At 45.6% G+C, this 16,766-nt stretch carries 18 protein-coding genes and 1 tRNA gene; 8 read left to right on the top strand and 11 right to left on the bottom strand.

Features of this window, described 5'->3' with window-relative positions; genetic code table 11:
* Window positions 1–16 precede the first annotated feature (16 nt).
* The 5 genes from KNO61_RS03125 to KNO61_RS03105 all read right to left on the bottom strand — a co-directional run bounded on the left by KNO61_RS03125 (window position 17) and on the right by KNO61_RS03105 (window position 4,959).
* Window positions 17–1,588, bottom strand: a complete 1,572-nt coding sequence (locus tag KNO61_RS03125; protein ID WP_214872593.1) for an AMP-binding protein — start codon at window positions 1,586–1,588, stop codon at window positions 17–19.
* A complete protein-coding gene (locus KNO61_RS03120) occupies window positions 1,581–2,366 on the bottom strand; it encodes an SDR family NAD(P)-dependent oxidoreductase (protein ID WP_251028270.1) in 786 nt (261 codons plus the stop codon). Before KNO61_RS03120 ends, KNO61_RS03125 begins: the two co-directional genes overlap by 8 nt.
* A 250-nt stretch (window positions 2,367–2,616) precedes the next feature.
* A complete protein-coding gene (locus tag KNO61_RS03115) occupies window positions 2,617–3,300 on the bottom strand; it encodes a hypothetical protein (protein WP_214757324.1) in 684 nt (227 codons plus the stop codon).
* A 168-nt stretch (window positions 3,301–3,468) separates the two neighbouring features.
* On the bottom strand, window positions 3,469–3,888 hold the full coding sequence (locus KNO61_RS03110) for an SRPBCC family protein (RefSeq protein ID WP_214757326.1): 420 nt from the start codon (window positions 3,886–3,888) through the stop codon (window positions 3,469–3,471).
* 207 nt (window positions 3,889–4,095) lie between these two features.
* Window positions 4,096–4,959 (bottom strand): GRP family sugar transporter, encoded by an 864-nt coding sequence (locus tag KNO61_RS03105; protein WP_078146990.1) that lies wholly within the window; start codon window positions 4,957–4,959, stop codon window positions 4,096–4,098.
* A 123-nt stretch (window positions 4,960–5,082) separates the two neighbouring features.
* Between KNO61_RS03105 and KNO61_RS03100 the strand changes: the two genes are divergently transcribed.
* From KNO61_RS03100 to KNO61_RS03090, 3 genes are all read left to right on the top strand, one after another.
* Window positions 5,083–5,155, top strand: a tRNA-Ala gene (locus KNO61_RS03100).
* Between the two features lie 112 nt (window positions 5,156–5,267).
* Entirely contained in the window at window positions 5,268–5,600 is a 333-nt protein-coding gene (locus tag KNO61_RS03095; RefSeq protein WP_012726406.1) for a four-helix bundle copper-binding protein, read from the top strand.
* Window positions 5,601–5,661: 61 nt separating this feature from the next.
* Window positions 5,662–6,228 carry a 3'-5' exonuclease gene (locus KNO61_RS03090; protein ID WP_012726407.1) on the top strand — a complete coding sequence of 189 codons (567 nt, stop codon included), beginning with the start codon at window positions 5,662–5,664 and terminating at the stop codon, window positions 6,226–6,228.
* A 23-nt stretch (window positions 6,229–6,251) separates the two neighbouring features.
* On the opposite strand, the gene KNO61_RS03085 is transcribed toward KNO61_RS03090, so the two are convergent.
* From KNO61_RS03085 to KNO61_RS03065, 5 genes are all read right to left on the bottom strand, one after another.
* On the bottom strand, window positions 6,252–7,313 hold the full coding sequence (locus tag KNO61_RS03085; protein ID WP_214757328.1) for a bifunctional glycosyltransferase family 2/GtrA family protein: 1,062 nt from the start codon (window positions 7,311–7,313) through the stop codon (window positions 6,252–6,254).
* A gap of 89 nt (window positions 7,314–7,402) precedes the next feature.
* Entirely contained in the window at window positions 7,403–8,392 is a 990-nt protein-coding gene (locus KNO61_RS03080) for a sodium:calcium antiporter (RefSeq protein ID WP_031423558.1), read from the bottom strand.
* Between the two features lie 188 nt (window positions 8,393–8,580).
* Window positions 8,581–9,429 (bottom strand): HD domain-containing protein, encoded by an 849-nt coding sequence (locus tag KNO61_RS03075; RefSeq protein WP_214872590.1) that lies wholly within the window; start codon window positions 9,427–9,429, stop codon window positions 8,581–8,583.
* Between the two features lie 100 nt (window positions 9,430–9,529).
* Window positions 9,530–10,237: an SDR family NAD(P)-dependent oxidoreductase gene (locus tag KNO61_RS03070; RefSeq protein ID WP_214686868.1), complete on the bottom strand. Its 708-nt coding sequence runs from the start codon at window positions 10,235–10,237 to the stop codon at window positions 9,530–9,532.
* Between the two features lie 36 nt (window positions 10,238–10,273).
* Entirely contained in the window at window positions 10,274–10,819 is a 546-nt protein-coding gene (locus tag KNO61_RS03065; protein WP_214684134.1) for a glycerol-3-phosphate responsive antiterminator, read from the bottom strand.
* A 115-nt stretch (window positions 10,820–10,934) separates the two neighbouring features.
* Here KNO61_RS03065 and KNO61_RS03060 point away from each other — a divergent pair, with 115 nt between their 5' ends.
* Both KNO61_RS03060 and KNO61_RS03055 read left to right on the top strand, forming a co-directional pair.
* A complete protein-coding gene (locus tag KNO61_RS03060) occupies window positions 10,935–11,360 on the top strand; it encodes a GNAT family N-acetyltransferase (RefSeq protein WP_047795266.1) in 426 nt (141 codons plus the stop codon).
* A 25-nt stretch (window positions 11,361–11,385) separates the two neighbouring features.
* Complete coding sequence (locus KNO61_RS03055; RefSeq protein ID WP_214684133.1) at window positions 11,386–12,555, top strand: cation:proton antiporter; 1,170 nt, start codon at window positions 11,386–11,388, stop codon at window positions 12,553–12,555.
* Between the two features lie 39 nt (window positions 12,556–12,594).
* Here KNO61_RS03055 and KNO61_RS03050 read toward each other — a convergent pair whose 3' ends face one another.
* Window positions 12,595–13,212, bottom strand: coding sequence for a DedA family protein (locus tag KNO61_RS03050; RefSeq protein WP_031423550.1), 618 nt, complete (start codon window positions 13,210–13,212; stop codon window positions 12,595–12,597).
* 90 nt (window positions 13,213–13,302) lie between these two features.
* Between KNO61_RS03050 and KNO61_RS03045 the strand changes: the two genes are divergently transcribed.
* The 3 genes from KNO61_RS03045 to KNO61_RS03035 all read left to right on the top strand — a co-directional run bounded on the left by KNO61_RS03045 (window position 13,303) and on the right by KNO61_RS03035 (window position 16,723).
* Window positions 13,303–13,860: a DNA-3-methyladenine glycosylase I gene (locus tag KNO61_RS03045; protein ID WP_214684131.1), complete on the top strand. Its 558-nt coding sequence runs from the start codon at window positions 13,303–13,305 to the stop codon at window positions 13,858–13,860.
* A gap of 119 nt (window positions 13,861–13,979) precedes the next feature.
* Window positions 13,980–15,467: a sodium/proline symporter PutP gene (putP, locus tag KNO61_RS03040; RefSeq protein WP_214686873.1), complete on the top strand. Its 1,488-nt coding sequence runs from the start codon at window positions 13,980–13,982 to the stop codon at window positions 15,465–15,467.
* A 113-nt stretch (window positions 15,468–15,580) separates the two neighbouring features.
* Complete coding sequence (locus tag KNO61_RS03035; protein WP_214730623.1) at window positions 15,581–16,723, top strand: CapA family protein; 1,143 nt, start codon at window positions 15,581–15,583, stop codon at window positions 16,721–16,723.
* Window positions 16,724–16,766: the final 43 nt, after the last annotated feature.

The following is a 16,766-nucleotide window of genomic DNA, read 5'->3' as shown; positions in this document are numbered from 1 at the left end:
AACTATGTATGTCTCTTCATTCCTTTATATGCCACTTATAGTTCCACACTTCAACATACTTGATCACCTCAAGTCGTTTCCTATCCAATTTTCCAACCGCTGTGTAAGGCAACTCCTTCACAAACACGATTTCTCGTGGAAGCTGATAAGTTGTCAGTCGTTCGCGCAACCAGCTCACCAGTTCTTCTTCTGTCAATTTTTCATCATATAACTGTACGTATGCTTTCAAGATGTGACCGGCGTACACATCCTCTATCCCGACGACGGCGGCGTCCTCGACATTCGGATGGTCGCGCAAAACCGTCTCGACTTCCCCAGGATAAATATTGTTTCCTGCCGAGATGATCAAGTCGTCTGTTCGTCCACACAAAAAATAATAGCCGTTCTCATCCCGGTATCCGACATCACCCGTTTGAATCCAGCGGTTCTTCCTGCTTTGCATGGACCACTTATTTCGTATGCAAAATTCCCCGATGGTGCCCGGCTCGACTTTCGCTCCATCTTTCACTACCTGTAAGTCCCCTCCCGGAATCCTTCTCCCGAGCGTGTTCGCATCATACTGTAAATCTTCTGGTGTGGCGATCAGATTCAAGCCCGCTTCCGATGTTCCATATAGATTGTATAAGACGTTCCCTAACTCGTTATGAACTTCACGGACTAAAACGGGATGAAGCTTCGCACCACCGGAAGCAATACAAGCGAGAGAATGAAGTGATGTTGGATCGTGTCGTAACATTTTATGGATCATGAGCGGGACGACCGTGACCACTTCTACCTTGTGTCGCCGAATGAGGTCACAGGCTCTCTGCACATCAAAATTCTCCTGAATGACGACCTGTTTCCCTAGCGCGAGAAAAGATAAAAGGATGGCGATGCCGTAGCCATGGTAAATCGGGGTGGCAATATAAGCAGTATTGAATGACGGCAACTGCAATCGGTTCATTAGAGCTGCGAATGGAGCCAGAAAGTGAAAGAGGGATGGTTTATGAGTCACTTGTTTCGGTTTTCCGGTAGTACCGCCGGTCAATAGCACAATCTTCCCGCTCGAGGCGGCCGGAAGCTTTCCTTTTTTATGTCGCTTCGAATCCGATAGACTATTGATTGATACCTTTTCCTCATGATAGCTGACAAATGTCGAACGTTCGTAAGACGAGTTTTCAATTAAGTTTTCAAACTCATCATCGTAAATCAAAAGATCGAATGGCTGTTCTTCTACGAGTCGGTTGAACTGCAGTTGACTCATCGATGAATGAAGCATGTAGATGTCTGCACCGAGTCGTGAAGCCGCAAACATCCCTTGTACGAAAGACGAGTGGTTGTGACAGAGAAACGCAACTTTTTGTCCCTTTTTAACCCCATACTGATTAGCGAAATGATAAGCGAGGTGTTCACAGCGTGACTTTAGCTCTAGATACGTCACTGTTTCTCGGCTATCCACTAAAGCCGTTTTTTGACTCCCTGCTCTTTCAGTCAATGTAAAAAGAAGCATCAAGTTGATTCCATTTTGACGGATTGCGACGAACAGACGGCCTAGATTCGATGGTGATAGAAACTGGAGCTGCGACAAGACTTTCAATAACTTAACCATTCTTATTGTCACGCTCCTTTCTCTTAAGGAATGCAGGGACCATCCAGTCTATCGGTCTTCTGAAAACAAGTGATGCTACTTGACCGAGGAACAACCACCACGGCTTATATACTGTTCCTTTCGTATACAAGGCATGTCCGATTAATTCTGCCACATGTACCGGTGACATGGCAGGTGAATGCTGATAAGCCAGCGTCGGTTTGATCATCGGAGTTTTTACTAGCGGTAGATATAGAGTCGTCGTGGATATATTTTTGATTGTGAGTTCCGGACCCGCGGAGCGAAACCACGTATCGAACGCGGCTTTTGATGCCTGATAGGCTGCCCAGTGAGGAAAAGGATGAAGTAACACATTGATGGTCGACACATTGACGATCTGCCCGTTCTTCTTTTCGAGCACCGGAATGAGCGACAAAATCAATTGTACGGGAGCAAAATAATTGATTGCCATCGTCCGTGTGAAGTCATGGTATCGATCGAGTGACTCAGTGATGGGACGATTGATGGAGATTCCAGCATTGCTGACGAGAACATCCAATCCGTCCGGTAGTTGATGGAGATACGCCAGCAAACCATTCCGTTCCTCTTCAATTCGAAGATCTGCCGGGAACACGGTCACCGTGGCTGACCCCTTTTCGATTTCAGACTTCATGGCGTTCATGTCTGATTCTCTACGGGCAACGAGAATCAGATGCGCGGTTGTATCCGCTAGTAAAAAAGCGAACGCCTGCCCGATTCCTGAGCTCGCTCCAGTAATCAATACCGTTTTCCGATCCAACGCTGACTTCATTTTCTGATGATCGAAGGAAGGAAATCGGAATAGGAGTCTCTCTAGTAACGTGTAGTCATACATATAGACAGCACCTTTTTTGATTTTTACAATAGAACGATCACGAACTAAATAAATCTGTATGTTTAGAAGTAAAATTACTGCTCTTGTATACATGTAATGCCAAATGATATGTAACAATTTAACGAACAGAAAATGAAGTTCCCAAGATGAACGTCAGCCTTAATTACTTCAATGACTACAAAAAATCTAGCAAATCTAAATCTTCACTACATTTATAAAAGAAGTTTGGACCAATCATGGCTTTAATCATTTCAGATAGCTGATAGTACGAGGGATCATCAATCAAATTCATCAACTGGAATACATACCCTTTGTTAAATGCAACTCCATCATAACAATTATAGTCTTCGACCTCATTTGGAATAGAAACTGAATTCACGTACAACAATTCATCACTCCAATAATTAAGCCATTCCACTTCCTTAACTTTAGAAAAACCTGTTTCGTACATGAGATCCTCTCGTTCTTCAATCCTTCTAGATATTGATGCTTGGAATGGACCCCACTCTCGACAAATTCGATCAAATAACCGAATCCATTTGTCCTTTTCATTCAGAAAATTTGTCTTGCTGATCACAAAAACGAAACCAACATTTCCTGGTAACCCATCTTTCAAATTATGAATGTTGAGATAACCTTTACTATTTTTTAATCGACAAATAAAGCTGTAAAAATCATCGTTGCCTTCTGTCCACATCTTCAGAAAGGTGTCATTCGAAAACTCAGTTCTAAGTGGTTCGTAAAATCCCATCTTTCCGATTTCAATCTGAAACGTTTCGAAGATATGTAGCATCTGTAATGCCCATTTTTCATTCTGTAAGTCGTGAAAAAAGTTAAAACTAAGCCTTACTTCTCTCATATATTTTCAACTCGCCCTGTATTCATTTTTTAAATCCAAAAATGACAAACTACACTTCATCACTCAACAACAACATTATGAAAAATTTTGTTTTTATACAACGAACAGCAGTATACACCTTCAACATGAAATGTATACTGCTGAATTAATATTTCATCATTCATTTCCTTATTTTTTACCATTCGCATATCTAGTGAAATTATCGAGAATCGCCTGCCATCCCTGTCGTTGCATTTCAACCGGATTCATCGATTCCGCATCAAACACCTCGACCACCTTCGTCTGATCCCCTTCAGAAGTAAATGAAATTCTGACTCTCCGTTCATCCTCAAGGCGATACTGAATGAGCTCATTTTCTTCAACTTCCTCATATACCCCTTCAAAATCAAAGCCCATGCTCTGATCTTTCGCTTCCATTCGACTACGAAACTTCCCGCCGACCCGTAAGTCGTTCTCCGCCTCAATCGTATGCCAATCGTCAGACGCATGATTCCATTGTTTGATATGTTCAGGTTCTGTCCAGAATTTCCAGACTGTGTCGATTGGTGCATCGACGAGCGTTGATATCGTCACGACATTTGATTCCATGATTCGTTTCCCCTTTATTCTACAATTTTTGATCAATCACGAATGCGCTGCCCGTCCTATATGACGAACGCAATATGAGATTACTTCCCTATCAATCACATCTTCTCCTGCTCTCATTTCAACGATTGAAAGATACTTAAAACAAAAACCTTGAGTGGCACTCAAAATCGAGTTCATTCAAGGTTCTTTTCATTTCATCATTGAAACTTAACTCTTGGCAATCCCAAGCATAAATCCAGCGACGACAATCAACCCGATTCCCATGAAAACAAAGACGCGTTCTTTTGTCGTCTTCTCTTCTTTCAAGAGATAGATCCCACCAAGTGTCGCCACGACGACGTTCAATTGGGATAAGGCGAACGAAGTCGCAATCCCCACTTCTCCGCTTGAAACGAAAAGTCCGAAGTTCCCTATTCCCCAGGCGATCCCCGCCAAGATGTTTTTGAATGTGCGTGGATCCAGTTTCTTGACGTCCTTTTCACGAAGACTGAACAGAAGTGCCGCGATGAACATCCCGACGGATTGTGGAAGAATCGCGGTGATCCCTTCTACTTCAAAGTAGTTCGTCAAGACGGCATACGTGACGTAACCAATACTCGAAACGAATAGGACGAGTAAACCCTTTTTCAACGCACCGGCACTGTCCTGATCTTTCTTCTGTTGGTAAGAAGTCATAGTCGCCCCGATGATGATCAAGACGAGCGCTGAAAACCCTAACCATAGCTCCGTCGATGTCTGCCAGTCCCCGAGTACGATGACCCCAAAGAGAGAGGTCCCAACGAGTTGCATCCCCGTGCTGATTGGCATCGCTTTGGAGACGCTTAAGATTTGGAACGATTGGAACTGCAAATATTGACCGAGCGCCCAGAACGCCCCTGAGATAAATCCGGTCACGATGGCGAGTGTCGTGAACTCCGGTCGGAAGACGAGGGCAATCACTGTTGCCATAATCATCGCCCCGATGGTCGTTCCGATTAACTGCTGAATCGGTTTTCCTCCTACTTTCGACACGATGAGTGGAATACTTCCCCACATGAGTGCCGGTAAGAGTGCCAAAAGAATCATTTCCATGAAGCACACCTGCTTTCTTAATATAACGTCTAACATGAAATTCCCACGTCTCCAATTTTATAAACCTAAATTCAAAAAGGGAATTGCCATGTCGAATACTACGATGATATAATGATTTCGAACGGGGCATTAGCTCAGCTGGGAGAGCGCTACGCTGGCAGCGTAGAGGTCAGGGGTTCGAGCCCCCTATGCTCCATTAATTGGTCACATCTCGAATGAGGTGTGGCTTTTTTATTGGTATGGTGCGATTCAACCTCTTTCTGAACGGGTAATGATAGTTAGACTTTTTCATATAAGGGGGAATTTTGATGGAACGTACATCTGTAGAAGAAACATTGACGAGCGTGATCGAATGCATGCGCGCATGCAACCACTGCTTCTCAAAAAGTTTGCAAGAAGAGGATTTACACATGTTCACCGAATGCATCCGCCTGACTCGAGAATGCTCAGACATTTGTACTTTAGCTTTAAATGCCTTAGAAACAGATTCAGCCTTTTCAAAACCAATCGTTGCTTTATGCGCCCAAGTCTGTGATACGTGTGCGGTTGAATGCGGACGACACCAGCACGACCATTGCCAAGCCTGTGCCAAAGCATGTGAGCGTTGTGCGGAAGCTTGCCGAACACTTGTTGCCGCTTAAGCACGACATTCGTCTAACTTTCTGTTAGACTTTTTTTATTGCTTACGAAAGAAGGTAAACTATGAACCATACCATTCTCGCACTTGACGTGGAGACAGCTAACCGTGATAGTCGCAGCATCTGTTCTGTCGGATGGAGCATCCTTCAAAATGGTGATGTGGTCGAAACCGACCAGCGACTCGTCAATCCCGAGGAAGACTTTGATATGGGTAACATCCGCGTCCATGGCATTCGTCCGAGTGACGTGTGGGATGCACCGGCATTACCGGAAGTACTTTCCTCTCTTTACCCGATTTTACGGGAAGTGGACCTCGTCATCGCACATAACGCTTCATTTGACATGGGTGCCTTGAGAAAGGCGATTGTGAAATATGATCTATTCGATTTCCCGACAATCGAGTACGGTTGCACCGTCAAACTGTCACGTAAACTGTATCCAGGACTCCCGAACCATAAGTTGAACACGATGGCAGAACACTTGAACGTGCCGTTTATTCATCATGATGCTGCGGAAGATGCTCGCGTATGCGCGCTACTTATGCGAGACATGATGCAAAAAACCGGCATCACAAGCCCAAAAGAATTACATCGCTATACGTCCGTGAAAACAGGAACGCTCGCATATTAAACCGGTCATGAAATCATGACCGGTTATTTTTTGAAAATCCATCTCTTCTGGACATAATAACTGACGAAAAAGAGAGAACTATCGACGACTACTTTTAGGATGACCTCGCCTTGTCTGAGCAAGAGAAACAAGAGATAAACAAGGAGTGCTGAAACGGCCATTTGAAGCACGACGAGACTAAAATATTTCGGAAGAGACCGCCGCGCCTTCGAATCGAAGACTACTTTTCGATTAACGAGATAATTGAAGAGAGAGGAAATGATTCGAGCGATGACCGTCGCGATGACGACGTGAGCCGTATCGAAGTATGGGGATAATAAATAAATAAAGAGCGCATACATCCCTACGTCGACAAGGAACGAGGCGACAGAGGATAACGAATACATCAAAAACATCCGATAAATTAAAATCGAGTCGAGAATCGGTCTAAAATGGGATGAATCATTTTCATTCTCATATACGGTCTGGATGGTCGTTTGTTGAATCGGTACCTGCAATCGTTTCGTGAACGTGAGCATATTCATCTCGAACTCATATCTATTTCCAGGAATGTCAAGCAGTTGCCTGGCGTATCGCATCGGGATGGCTCGAAGTCCCGTCTGCGTGTCTTTTAACTTCAGCCCGCTCCCAATCAACATCACGAGCCGTGTCGCCTGATTGCCGAATCGGCTCCGGAACGGAATCGCATCTCCGCTAAAATCTCGACATCCCATGATGAGATGATGTGGTTTATTCAACCCTTCCTCATAGACGCTGACGACATCTTGCGGTAAATGCTGCCCGTCGGCATCGACCGTGATGACCCCCGTTTTATCCGGATATGTGTCCACCACATACCGTAACCCCGTCTTGATTGCTGCTCCCTTCCCTTGATTCTGTTCGTGCGTTAACACTTGGTCGACAAATGATGCAATCTTATCAAATGTGCCTACCGACGATTCGTTACTACCGTCATTGACCACAATGATGTTCGCAAACCCACTCGCCCTTAACTTCTCCACGAGTGTGACGAGTGCCTCATCAGGGTTATAGGCCGGAATCAAAATCGAATACGCTTGGCGTGTTTCCACTTCATGCATCTGCATCGCCACCCCTCCTTCAATTCCTCTATACCCGAAGCAATGAATTCTCATTCCCAATAAAAAAACATCAGCCCTAAGGCTGATGCATGTACTCACCCGATAAAGATCAAGTAAGACGAAACGAAATAGACAACGACAACGAGTAACGAAGGAATCACATAACGTACCTTCGACGTGACATTTTGTCTTAGCACACTATACATGACGAGGATCGATAGGATGGTGATTCCGACCGCAGATACGAGGTGTGACGTCGAGACATCTGCGAGAATCGATCCATTCCGATAGAAGACATCTGACATGGCGATAATCAACATGTTGAAGATATTCGAGCCGAGAATCGAACCGAATGCCAAGTTGACATTACGTAGTTTGAGCGCCATGAACACAGCGACCGCTTCCGGGAGTGACGTCGATGCTGCAATCAAGAAGCTACCGACAAAACTAGAACCGAGTCCTGTGACAACGGCAATTTGATCACCTGTGATGGAAAGGGCTGTTCCTGCCGCCATGATTACGATTGCAGCAATGATGAATCCAAAGACCGCACGTTTCAGCGTGATCTCTTCATATTTACCGACGACCACTTCTTCTTCGACTTCATGCTCCGCGACCGGCTCTGTCGGTTGTTTCCCGATATAGTAGATTCCGATACCGTATAGAATCGCAATCAAGAGCGCGTCGACTCCGATTCCGATAAACGTCATATCAACGCGAACGATCAAAGCAATCAACGTCGTGACGGTCAAGAGTAACCCAAGTCCGGCCGTGTACAGGTGGTCCCGACTCGCATAGTTGAACAATTGCTTCTGTCGGAAGTATAGGTCGAACATCGCTAAGATAAAGATATTGAATAGGTTACTCCCAAGCATGTTCCCGATGGCAATGTCGGGGTTGTCAATCATGACAGCCGATATACTCGTTGTCACTTCCGGGAGCGACGTCGCTCCTGCCAATAAAACTGTACCGACGAGCATCCCGCCCATTTTCGACTTTTCAGTCATGACGTCGGCGTACGTTGACAATTTGATGGCGGCGTAGACGGTGATGGCCGCGGCCAGTAAGAAATAAACAAATACCATTTTTTCCTCCTCCTTGGGTAAACAAAAAAGACCTTTTTATGGACGACAAAAACGCCCATAAAAAGGTCTTGCGGACTTGTAAAAGCTCGATGGACCGAGTGCGTATGCACTGTAATGACGACCCATCGACCACAACTGTGGTCGCTACTCCCCTTTTTATCTTCCTTTTGACTATAGCATGAAGAGAACTAGTTGACAATCGAGCGGCGCATGAGCGCGAGAAGCTCCTGTGGGTCGAGAGCCGTCCGATATGCGAGTTCTTGCATCCCCGCGAGCTTCTCGGGTAACAATGGCGTGATCCAACCCGCTTCGTGAAGTCGTTTTCGGAAGCACACAATCTCTTCGTCATCAATCGTCTCTCGCGCAACAATCTCTCTTAATTCATATGCCGTTTGACACAGTGGTGCCGATTCTTGCAACCATTCGTCCTCGATGAAATAAGTCAACATGGATTCGAGGAGTCTTGCCACTTTTCGATCTTTCGCATTCTTCTCACCGTAAAACAATAGATGGAGTTCTTGTTCATACAAGCCAATCAGGTCTGTCGAGCTCCGAAATGGTTCAAATGCTGACAGCAACTCATGGTAATACCACGATTGGTCCCGCATCGGCCGTTTAAAACGTTGCCACACCTTCGTCCCTTCCATCTCAAGATCATAACGGATGGAGCGGAGATTATGTAGCTTGTCCGCCACGAGAAGTGCGACTTCATCAAATTGAAGTGACTGCACCTGTTGAAGTGTCATCCGTTTTCGCTGTTCCCACGACTCTTCACGATTTTTCTCCGAGACCGCGAGAACGAGCCTGTGAACGTCAGAACCGAATTTTGATAAGATTTCTTGTGGGTCTGTCTTCGTGTCCTCAACCAAATCATGAAGCAATCCTGCCGCCACCACTGCCGGTGCTTGATGATCGGACTCAAGAAGCATGGCGACCGAGAATGGATGTGACAAATATGGAATGGTTGAACCTTTTCGATACTGTCCTCCGTGACGAATAGACGAAAAACGCAGTGCTTCTTCAACGAGTGGATTCATGTCACAATCCTCCTTCTTCCGGATGAAAACTCTTCTATCCCTTACCCGGAATTAGGTATAAATAACCTAAATTCTGACCAGTTTTAGGTATATTGTCGCATCATTCTTCATAAATCATTTTTTTCGTCATTCCCCCATCGATGACAAGATTATGACCGTTCACAAAACTGTTTTGACGGTCAATCAAGTACTGCACAGCGCGGACGATATCTTCCGGTTCACCGACCCGTCCTGATGGGTGCTGCTCATGATCAATCTCGCGTAATGCCTCATCGGACGTATGAATCCATCCTGGACTGATTGCATTCACTGTCACGGGGCGATCGCCTAATGAGATGGCGAGTGAATGGGTCAATCCAACGATGCCTCCTTTAGATGCACCATATGCGTCCCAATGCGGCTCATTCTGGAAGGCACGTGTCGAGGCCATGTTGACGATTCTTCCGTACGACTCACCTTGATTCAGTTCTAAAAAGTATTTCGCACAACTAAATGTCCCGACTAAATTGACATCGATGACTCGCTTGAACGTGTCAATCTCAAGCTCATCAATCGGCTTGACTAGCGAGGCGATCCCTCCGTTATTGATCAACACATGGGCTCGACCAAATTCGTTGTGAATATCGTCAAAGACACGCTTAAGTTCAGACGTGTCTCCAAGGTCTACTTGATAAAAGCGTAACCCTTCGATATCCGGATCATCTCCAATGTCTAGCCCGATCACTTCATACTGATTTACGAAAGCTTGTGCAATCGCATAACCAATTCCTTGACTAGCTCCTGTTACAATCATCACGTCTGTCATCATTCATCCCTCCTAAAAGACTGTATACCCAAATCTCGATTAGTCGGACCATAGTTTTCGATTCGAAGTCGTGATCACACTCGCTCCCGCATCAAGTGCCGCCTGGACTTCCTCCTTTGTTTCAATCAGCCCACCTGCGAAAACGGGTATCCCCGTCTTCTCCTTCACACGTTGAATATACTTCGGCACAATGCCTGGCAGTACTTCAATATAGTCTGGTTTTGAACGTTCAATGTGTTTGATACTTTTCTCTAATGAGGTGGAATCAATTAAAAATAAACGTTGCACAGTGACCACATCATTTTGCTTTGCCTTGACGATGACGTTTCCTTTTGTCGAGATGATGCCGAACGGTTTTAACGTCTGACAGACATACTCCGTCGCATACTCGTCGGCCTTCATACCTTGTATCAAATCCATATGGATGAACACTTTTTTATCATGCTTCCTCAATAATTTGGAGATGGAGTCTAATCGGCTCATATGAATCTCTAGTAACACCCCTAATTCGAAATCACTCGATAAAAACCGCTCTAAATCCCGCATGTCCCGTATCGCCGGTAAGATGGATTGACCATTGATCATCAACTATTCCCCCTGTCTCTTTCTCATTATGCAGATAGCGTATTTTTAAAATCAAGGTTTACTCATTCAATATATCGGGAAAATAAAATCAACTTGTGCAGAGGGGGATTTGAGTATGGTCAATGAAGTGACTGTAAAAGTCGAAACACCGACTCCAGAACAACACCAAGCGTTACGCGTGAAGGCGGGGATGCCACGACGTTCTGATCGAGGCACGGTGAAAGGACTTCAAAATACGCTTTTTGGGATTTGTTTATACTTAGATGATGAGATTGTCGGAATGGGACGTGTCGTCGGTGACGGCGGAATGGTATTCCATTTAGTAGATATCGTCGTAGACCCGGAGTGCCAGGGTCTTGGACTCGGAAAATTAATCATGGAGCATTTGATGGACTGGATCTTACAAGAAGCGGATGAAACGGCCATCATTAGTTTAATCGCAGACATTCCAGCCGATGGGTTGTATCGACAGTTCGGTTTTGATTACTCACGACCTGAATCCGTCGGAATGGAGTATCAATGGAATCAAAGAGAAAGCTAATTGGCGTCATGAGAGGAGATGACGTATGGATGGATTAAATATCATCGTGTTGCTCGGATTGGCGCTCACCCTCATCTCTGTCCTCAGTCTCCTGATTGAAAGATTATTTTTCCCGAGTATTTTAGCGTTTATCGCAATCGGGGTCGGGGTCGGTTTTTTCTGGGATGGGAATGAAGTCTTTAAAGTCGCGGGAGAGATTGGAATCATTCTTTTGTTTTTCCTACTCGGTCTAAAGTTTCCACTACGTGAACTTTGGAAGCGCATGCGAAAAGTATGGAAGGCGGGAATACTCGATATCATTCTGTCATTCGGGGTATCGTTCGGGATTGCATTAGCATTTGGTCTCGACTTCCCTCGCGCCTTTTTAATCGGGGCCGTCTTATATGCGACGAGCTCCTCCATCTCTGCGAAGCTGCTTGAGCGGCATTCCGAAAAACATGAAGATATTAAAGAGTTTGTGCTCGCATTACTGATCTTTGAGGATATTTTTGCCCCACTCCTCTTGACGGTCGCCCCTTTCATCATCCAAGAAGAACCGGTTGCGATGTCCGATATCGGAAAAGTGTTCGCAGGATTTCTTATATTTGGCGTACTCTTGTTCATCGGTTCGAGCTTCGTATCCAAGCAACAAAAATTTTCGAAGCACTTACTGCGACAAGATGACGCGAGCATCGGTCTGATTGGACTCATTCTCTTTTTCGCAGGAATCGGCATGGTGTTTGGATTATCTGAGATTTTAGGGGCATTCATCGCCGGGATCATGCTCGCAGATTTCCACGATGTGAGACCGCTGAAGCGTTTGACCGTACCCGTCCGAGATTTATTCTTGCCGATCTTTTTCATCTCGTTCGGTATCTCGATCAACCTCGAGAAAGGCGTCATCGTAAATGCACTCTTCTTCGTCTTGATTGTGTGGGGAGTATTATCCAAATGGATTGTCGGACGCGTCGGGGGCAGAATCTATGGCTTGACGCGTGTTCAGGCGAATGAAGCCGGGTTCTCACTCGCGCCACGAGGGGAGTTCTCTATTTTATTCACCGCCCTTTCGAACGGGGCCATCAACTTGTTTGTCGGTCTCTATATTTTCGTGTCAGCCATTGTCGGAATCATTCTGTTCCGTTTCTCAGAGTACTTGGCAGAAAAAACGGAGAAAACCCTCACGAAAGTCTTACCTGACAAGAAAAAAGAAGAATGAATTGGCGGACCCATACGCTGGGTCCGCCTGTTTTGTGCGTTAGTCTTTCGCTAGTTTGTTGTGCCGTTTTTTACGCCATACAATATAGATGATGACGCCGATGAACAGTAGCCCATAGATTGCATAAGAATAGGCATCGAGGTATGAGAGGATATCTTGCCAGTTCTCTCCGACTTTCATCCCGATGAGGATGAGAATGGTATTCCATAAGGCTGTTCCAGCCGTACTGAGCAGTAGAAATTTCACGAATGGCATGTTTGACATCCCTGCAGGAATCGAGATCAGGCTTCGAACGACCGGCATCAAACGTCCAAAGAAGACCATCCAGCCCCCGTACCGGTCGAACCAGGCATCCGCTTTCTTTACGTCATTCAGGTCCAGTCGTAACCACTTCCCATATTTTTTCGTCCATTTTTCGATCTGCTCGACATCAAACAATAGTCCGAGGCCGTATAATAGCACCGCTCCTAATATAGCTCCGACTGTCGATGCCACGATGACGAGCGTGATGGACAAGTTCGTCTTTACAGCAAAAAAACCACCAAAGAGTAAGACGACTTCAGAAGGGATCGGTGGAAACACATTTTCAATAAAAATCATGAATGCAATCCCTATGTAGCCGTACTGTTCAATCACAGAAATCATCCAGTCACTCATGTCTCTTCCTCCATTCTCCCCCACTATACCCGTCCATTTCGCTATATAATCGTAAGGACATGCTACACTCAAAGAAAGGAGCTGATTGAAATGGAAGAAACAGTACGGTGTCCTTGGTGCGGGACGGATCCACTTTACGTCCGTTACCATGACGAGGAATGGGGAAAGCCCGTTCACGATGACCAGAAGCACTTTGAATGTCTGACACTCGAGAGTGCGCAAGCAGGACTCAGTTGGATCACCATCTTGAGAAAACGTGAAAATTATCGGTTGGCTTATGCCGACTTTGAGGTGCATCGAGTTGCCAGCTTTACGGATGAGGATGTGGAGAGACTCCTCGCCGATAGCGGGATCGTGCGAAATCGACGAAAAATCGAGGCGTCGATCAATAATGCGAAGCAGTTCATCAAACTACAGGATGAGTTTGGCTCATTTGATTCGTACATCTGGTCATTCGTCAACGATGCACCAATCCTGAATGCATGGAATCGTCTTGAAGATGTTCCTGCGACGACGGAACTTTCTGAACGATTGAGTAAAGATCTGAAACGACGCGGCTTTAAGTTTTTAGGACCGACAACGGTTTATGCTCATCTACAAGCGACGGGTCTTGTCAATGACCACCTCACCTCTTGCACGTTCCGATAACTTAAGACCAGCTCTCAAAAATATCTTTACATTTCCCCACTTGTTGTGACAATATTTTGACAAAGTGATACTTTATCACCGAAAGCGTTTTCATTTTTTTATTTTTCGGGGGGATGTTGATGAACGGAATTTTAGTGTCCATTGTCGTGTACATGGCACTGATGGTCTTGCTTGGGATCATCGCGTATCGGAGAACAAGCAGTATCGGAGATTATATGTTAGGTGGTCGGGCACTTGGTCCCGGGGTCGCCGCTTTATCTGCCGGTGCATCAGACATGAGTGGATGGCTCTTAATGGGATTGCCTGGTGCCATGTATGCGTCAGGGATTTCAAGCGGTTGGATTGTCATCGGGTTGACAATCGGCGCCTATTTGAACTGGTTATTGGTCGCACCGAGATTACGCATTTATTCATACATATCGGATGATGCGATCACAATTCCAGACTTCTTTGAGAAACGCTTTAAAGACACAAAAGGCGTGTTGCGTTCATTTTCAGCTGCTGTCACGTTAATCTTTTTCACACTGTATGCGACAAGTGGATTCGTTGCCGGCGGTCGCCTATTCAATGCCGTCTTCGACATTGAATTTGTAACGGGAGTGATCATTCTCGCTTCTATCATTATTCTGTACACATTCATCGGTGGATTTCTAGCAGTCAGCTGGACAGATTTTGTTCAAGGATTGATCATGCTGTTCGCCCTTATTTTTGTACCTGCCATCGCCATTATGGCAACTGATGGGGTGTCAAACGCTTTAGACACGGTACGAAATATTGATGAAGCATTACTTGACCCCTGGACAGGACAATCACTCATCGGAATCATTTCGCTATTTGCGTGGGGACTTGGCTATTTCGGTCAGCCACACATCATCGTCCGTTTTATGGCAATCGAAAAGCTCGAGGACATTAAGACGGCACGTCGAATCGGGATCTCATGGATGGTCTTCACCGTTGTCGGGGCGATGGCGACCGGGTTGTTCGGTCTCGCCTATTACACACAACAAGACCTCACAATCGATAATCCGGAGAACGTCTTTATCAACCTATCTGACTTATTATTCCCGGATTTGGTGACTGGTGTATTGTTGGCTGCTCTTCTTGCCGCCATCATGTCGACCATCTCCTCTCAATTGCTCGTCTCGTCGAGTGCCGCGACGACAGACTTTTATCAGAAGTTCTTCCGTAAGGAGGCGGGTGACCGTGAACTCGTCATGGTTGGTCGGATTACGGTCATTCTCGTATCCGTCATTTCAATCATTCTTGCACTCGATGCAGACGACACCATCTTAAACCTTGTCGGTTATGCTTGGGCAGGGTTTGGTTCATCATTTGGTCCGCTCATCTTGTTCAGTCTGTTTTGGAAACGAACGACGCGTCAAGGCGCGCTTGCTGGAATGTTGACTGGAGCCTTTGTCGTCATTCTATGGAAGAACTATGCCGCTTATCTTTTCGGAACGTTTGGGACATTGTATGAAATGATTCCAGCATTCTTCCTGTCGGCACTTGCCATCTATATCGTGAGTTTGGTGACACCGCCACCAAATGAGGTCATTCAACGTGAGTTTGACCAAATGCAAGACATGGTCAAAGAACATATCAAATAATTCTCATGACAGGTCAAAAACGACCTGTCTTTATTTATTTAGGCAGGATTTTTCTTAATTATCGACGAATTTTAGGGTTATCGTACGAATCTGTCGTGAAAAGGAGAATCGGGATGAAACCAATCAAGATCGTCTCTCGTCTTACCTTCCTGTCTAGCTTTGTTTTATTAATTGCTTGTGGTACGACTCCGGCAACGAATCAAGAAATACCAGAAGAAGTCGAAGAACCGATTGTCGAGGTACCTGAAGAAATGCCGCCTGCCGAACCGGAACCGATTGTCACGACGGCCTCCCTCTATGCAATCGGCGACATCCTTCTACATGATTCGGTATACAACGCAGCTCGTACTGATGAAGGGTATGAATTTGATACTGCATTCGAACAGATCTCTCCAATATTGAGTCGCGCCGATTTATCAATCGCCAACCAAGAGAGCATGATTGGCGGGAGTGAGATCGGGCTTTCGAGCTACCCGGCATTTAACAGTCCTTTTGAAATTGGAGATGCCTTACAACGGGCAGGAATCGATTTGGTCACGACAGCGAATAATCATACGCTCGACCGTGGCGTCCGAGCCATTGAAAGTTCGATCGACCATTGGAACGCAATCGGAATGCCTTATACAGGCTCCTTCCTATCTGCTGAGGACAAGGCGAATATTCGTACGTTGACGGCCAACGATATTTCTTTTTCCTTCCTCGCATACACGTATGGGACGAATGGAGTCGTACCGAAAGAACCCTATCATGTGAACTATATCGACCTCGCACAGATGCAACCAGAGATTGAGAAGGCGGAACAGTCGACTGACATGACGGTCGTCTCCCTCCATTTCGGTACGGAATACGAGCCGTTACCGAATGAGAGTCAAACTGAGCTCGCCCAATCGTTAGCAGACCTCGGAGTTGACATCATCATCGGTCACCACCCTCACGTGCTGCAACCCCCGACCATACTAGAAGGAGTTCATGGCAATCAAACATTTGTCATCTACTCGCTCGGTAATTTCCTTTCCGGACAACGAGGAGATGAACGAAACACGGGCGGCATCATCGGGATTGATGTGGTCAAGACAACCGAAGATGACCAATCGACTATTGAATTGAAAAATCCGATGTTCTATCCAACCTTTACGCAAAAATCATCTGACGGACATTATGAGGTCGTCCCGTTAAAGGCTGCTCGTCCTGAACTTCTTATCCCTGTTAGCGACCATATGTCGCAATGGTTACCCCAACTCAAAATCGAACAATGACGACCACGAAATCACTCGTGGTCTTTTTATTTTCAAAAAAGTG

It is taken from the genome of Exiguobacterium sp. s140, assembly GCF_018617035.1.
GTDB lineage: Bacteria > Bacillota > Bacilli > Exiguobacteriales > Exiguobacteriaceae > Exiguobacterium > Exiguobacterium profundum.
The sequence above is the reverse complement of the archived record's forward strand: the minus strand, read 5'-3'. Positions and strand labels throughout refer to the sequence as shown.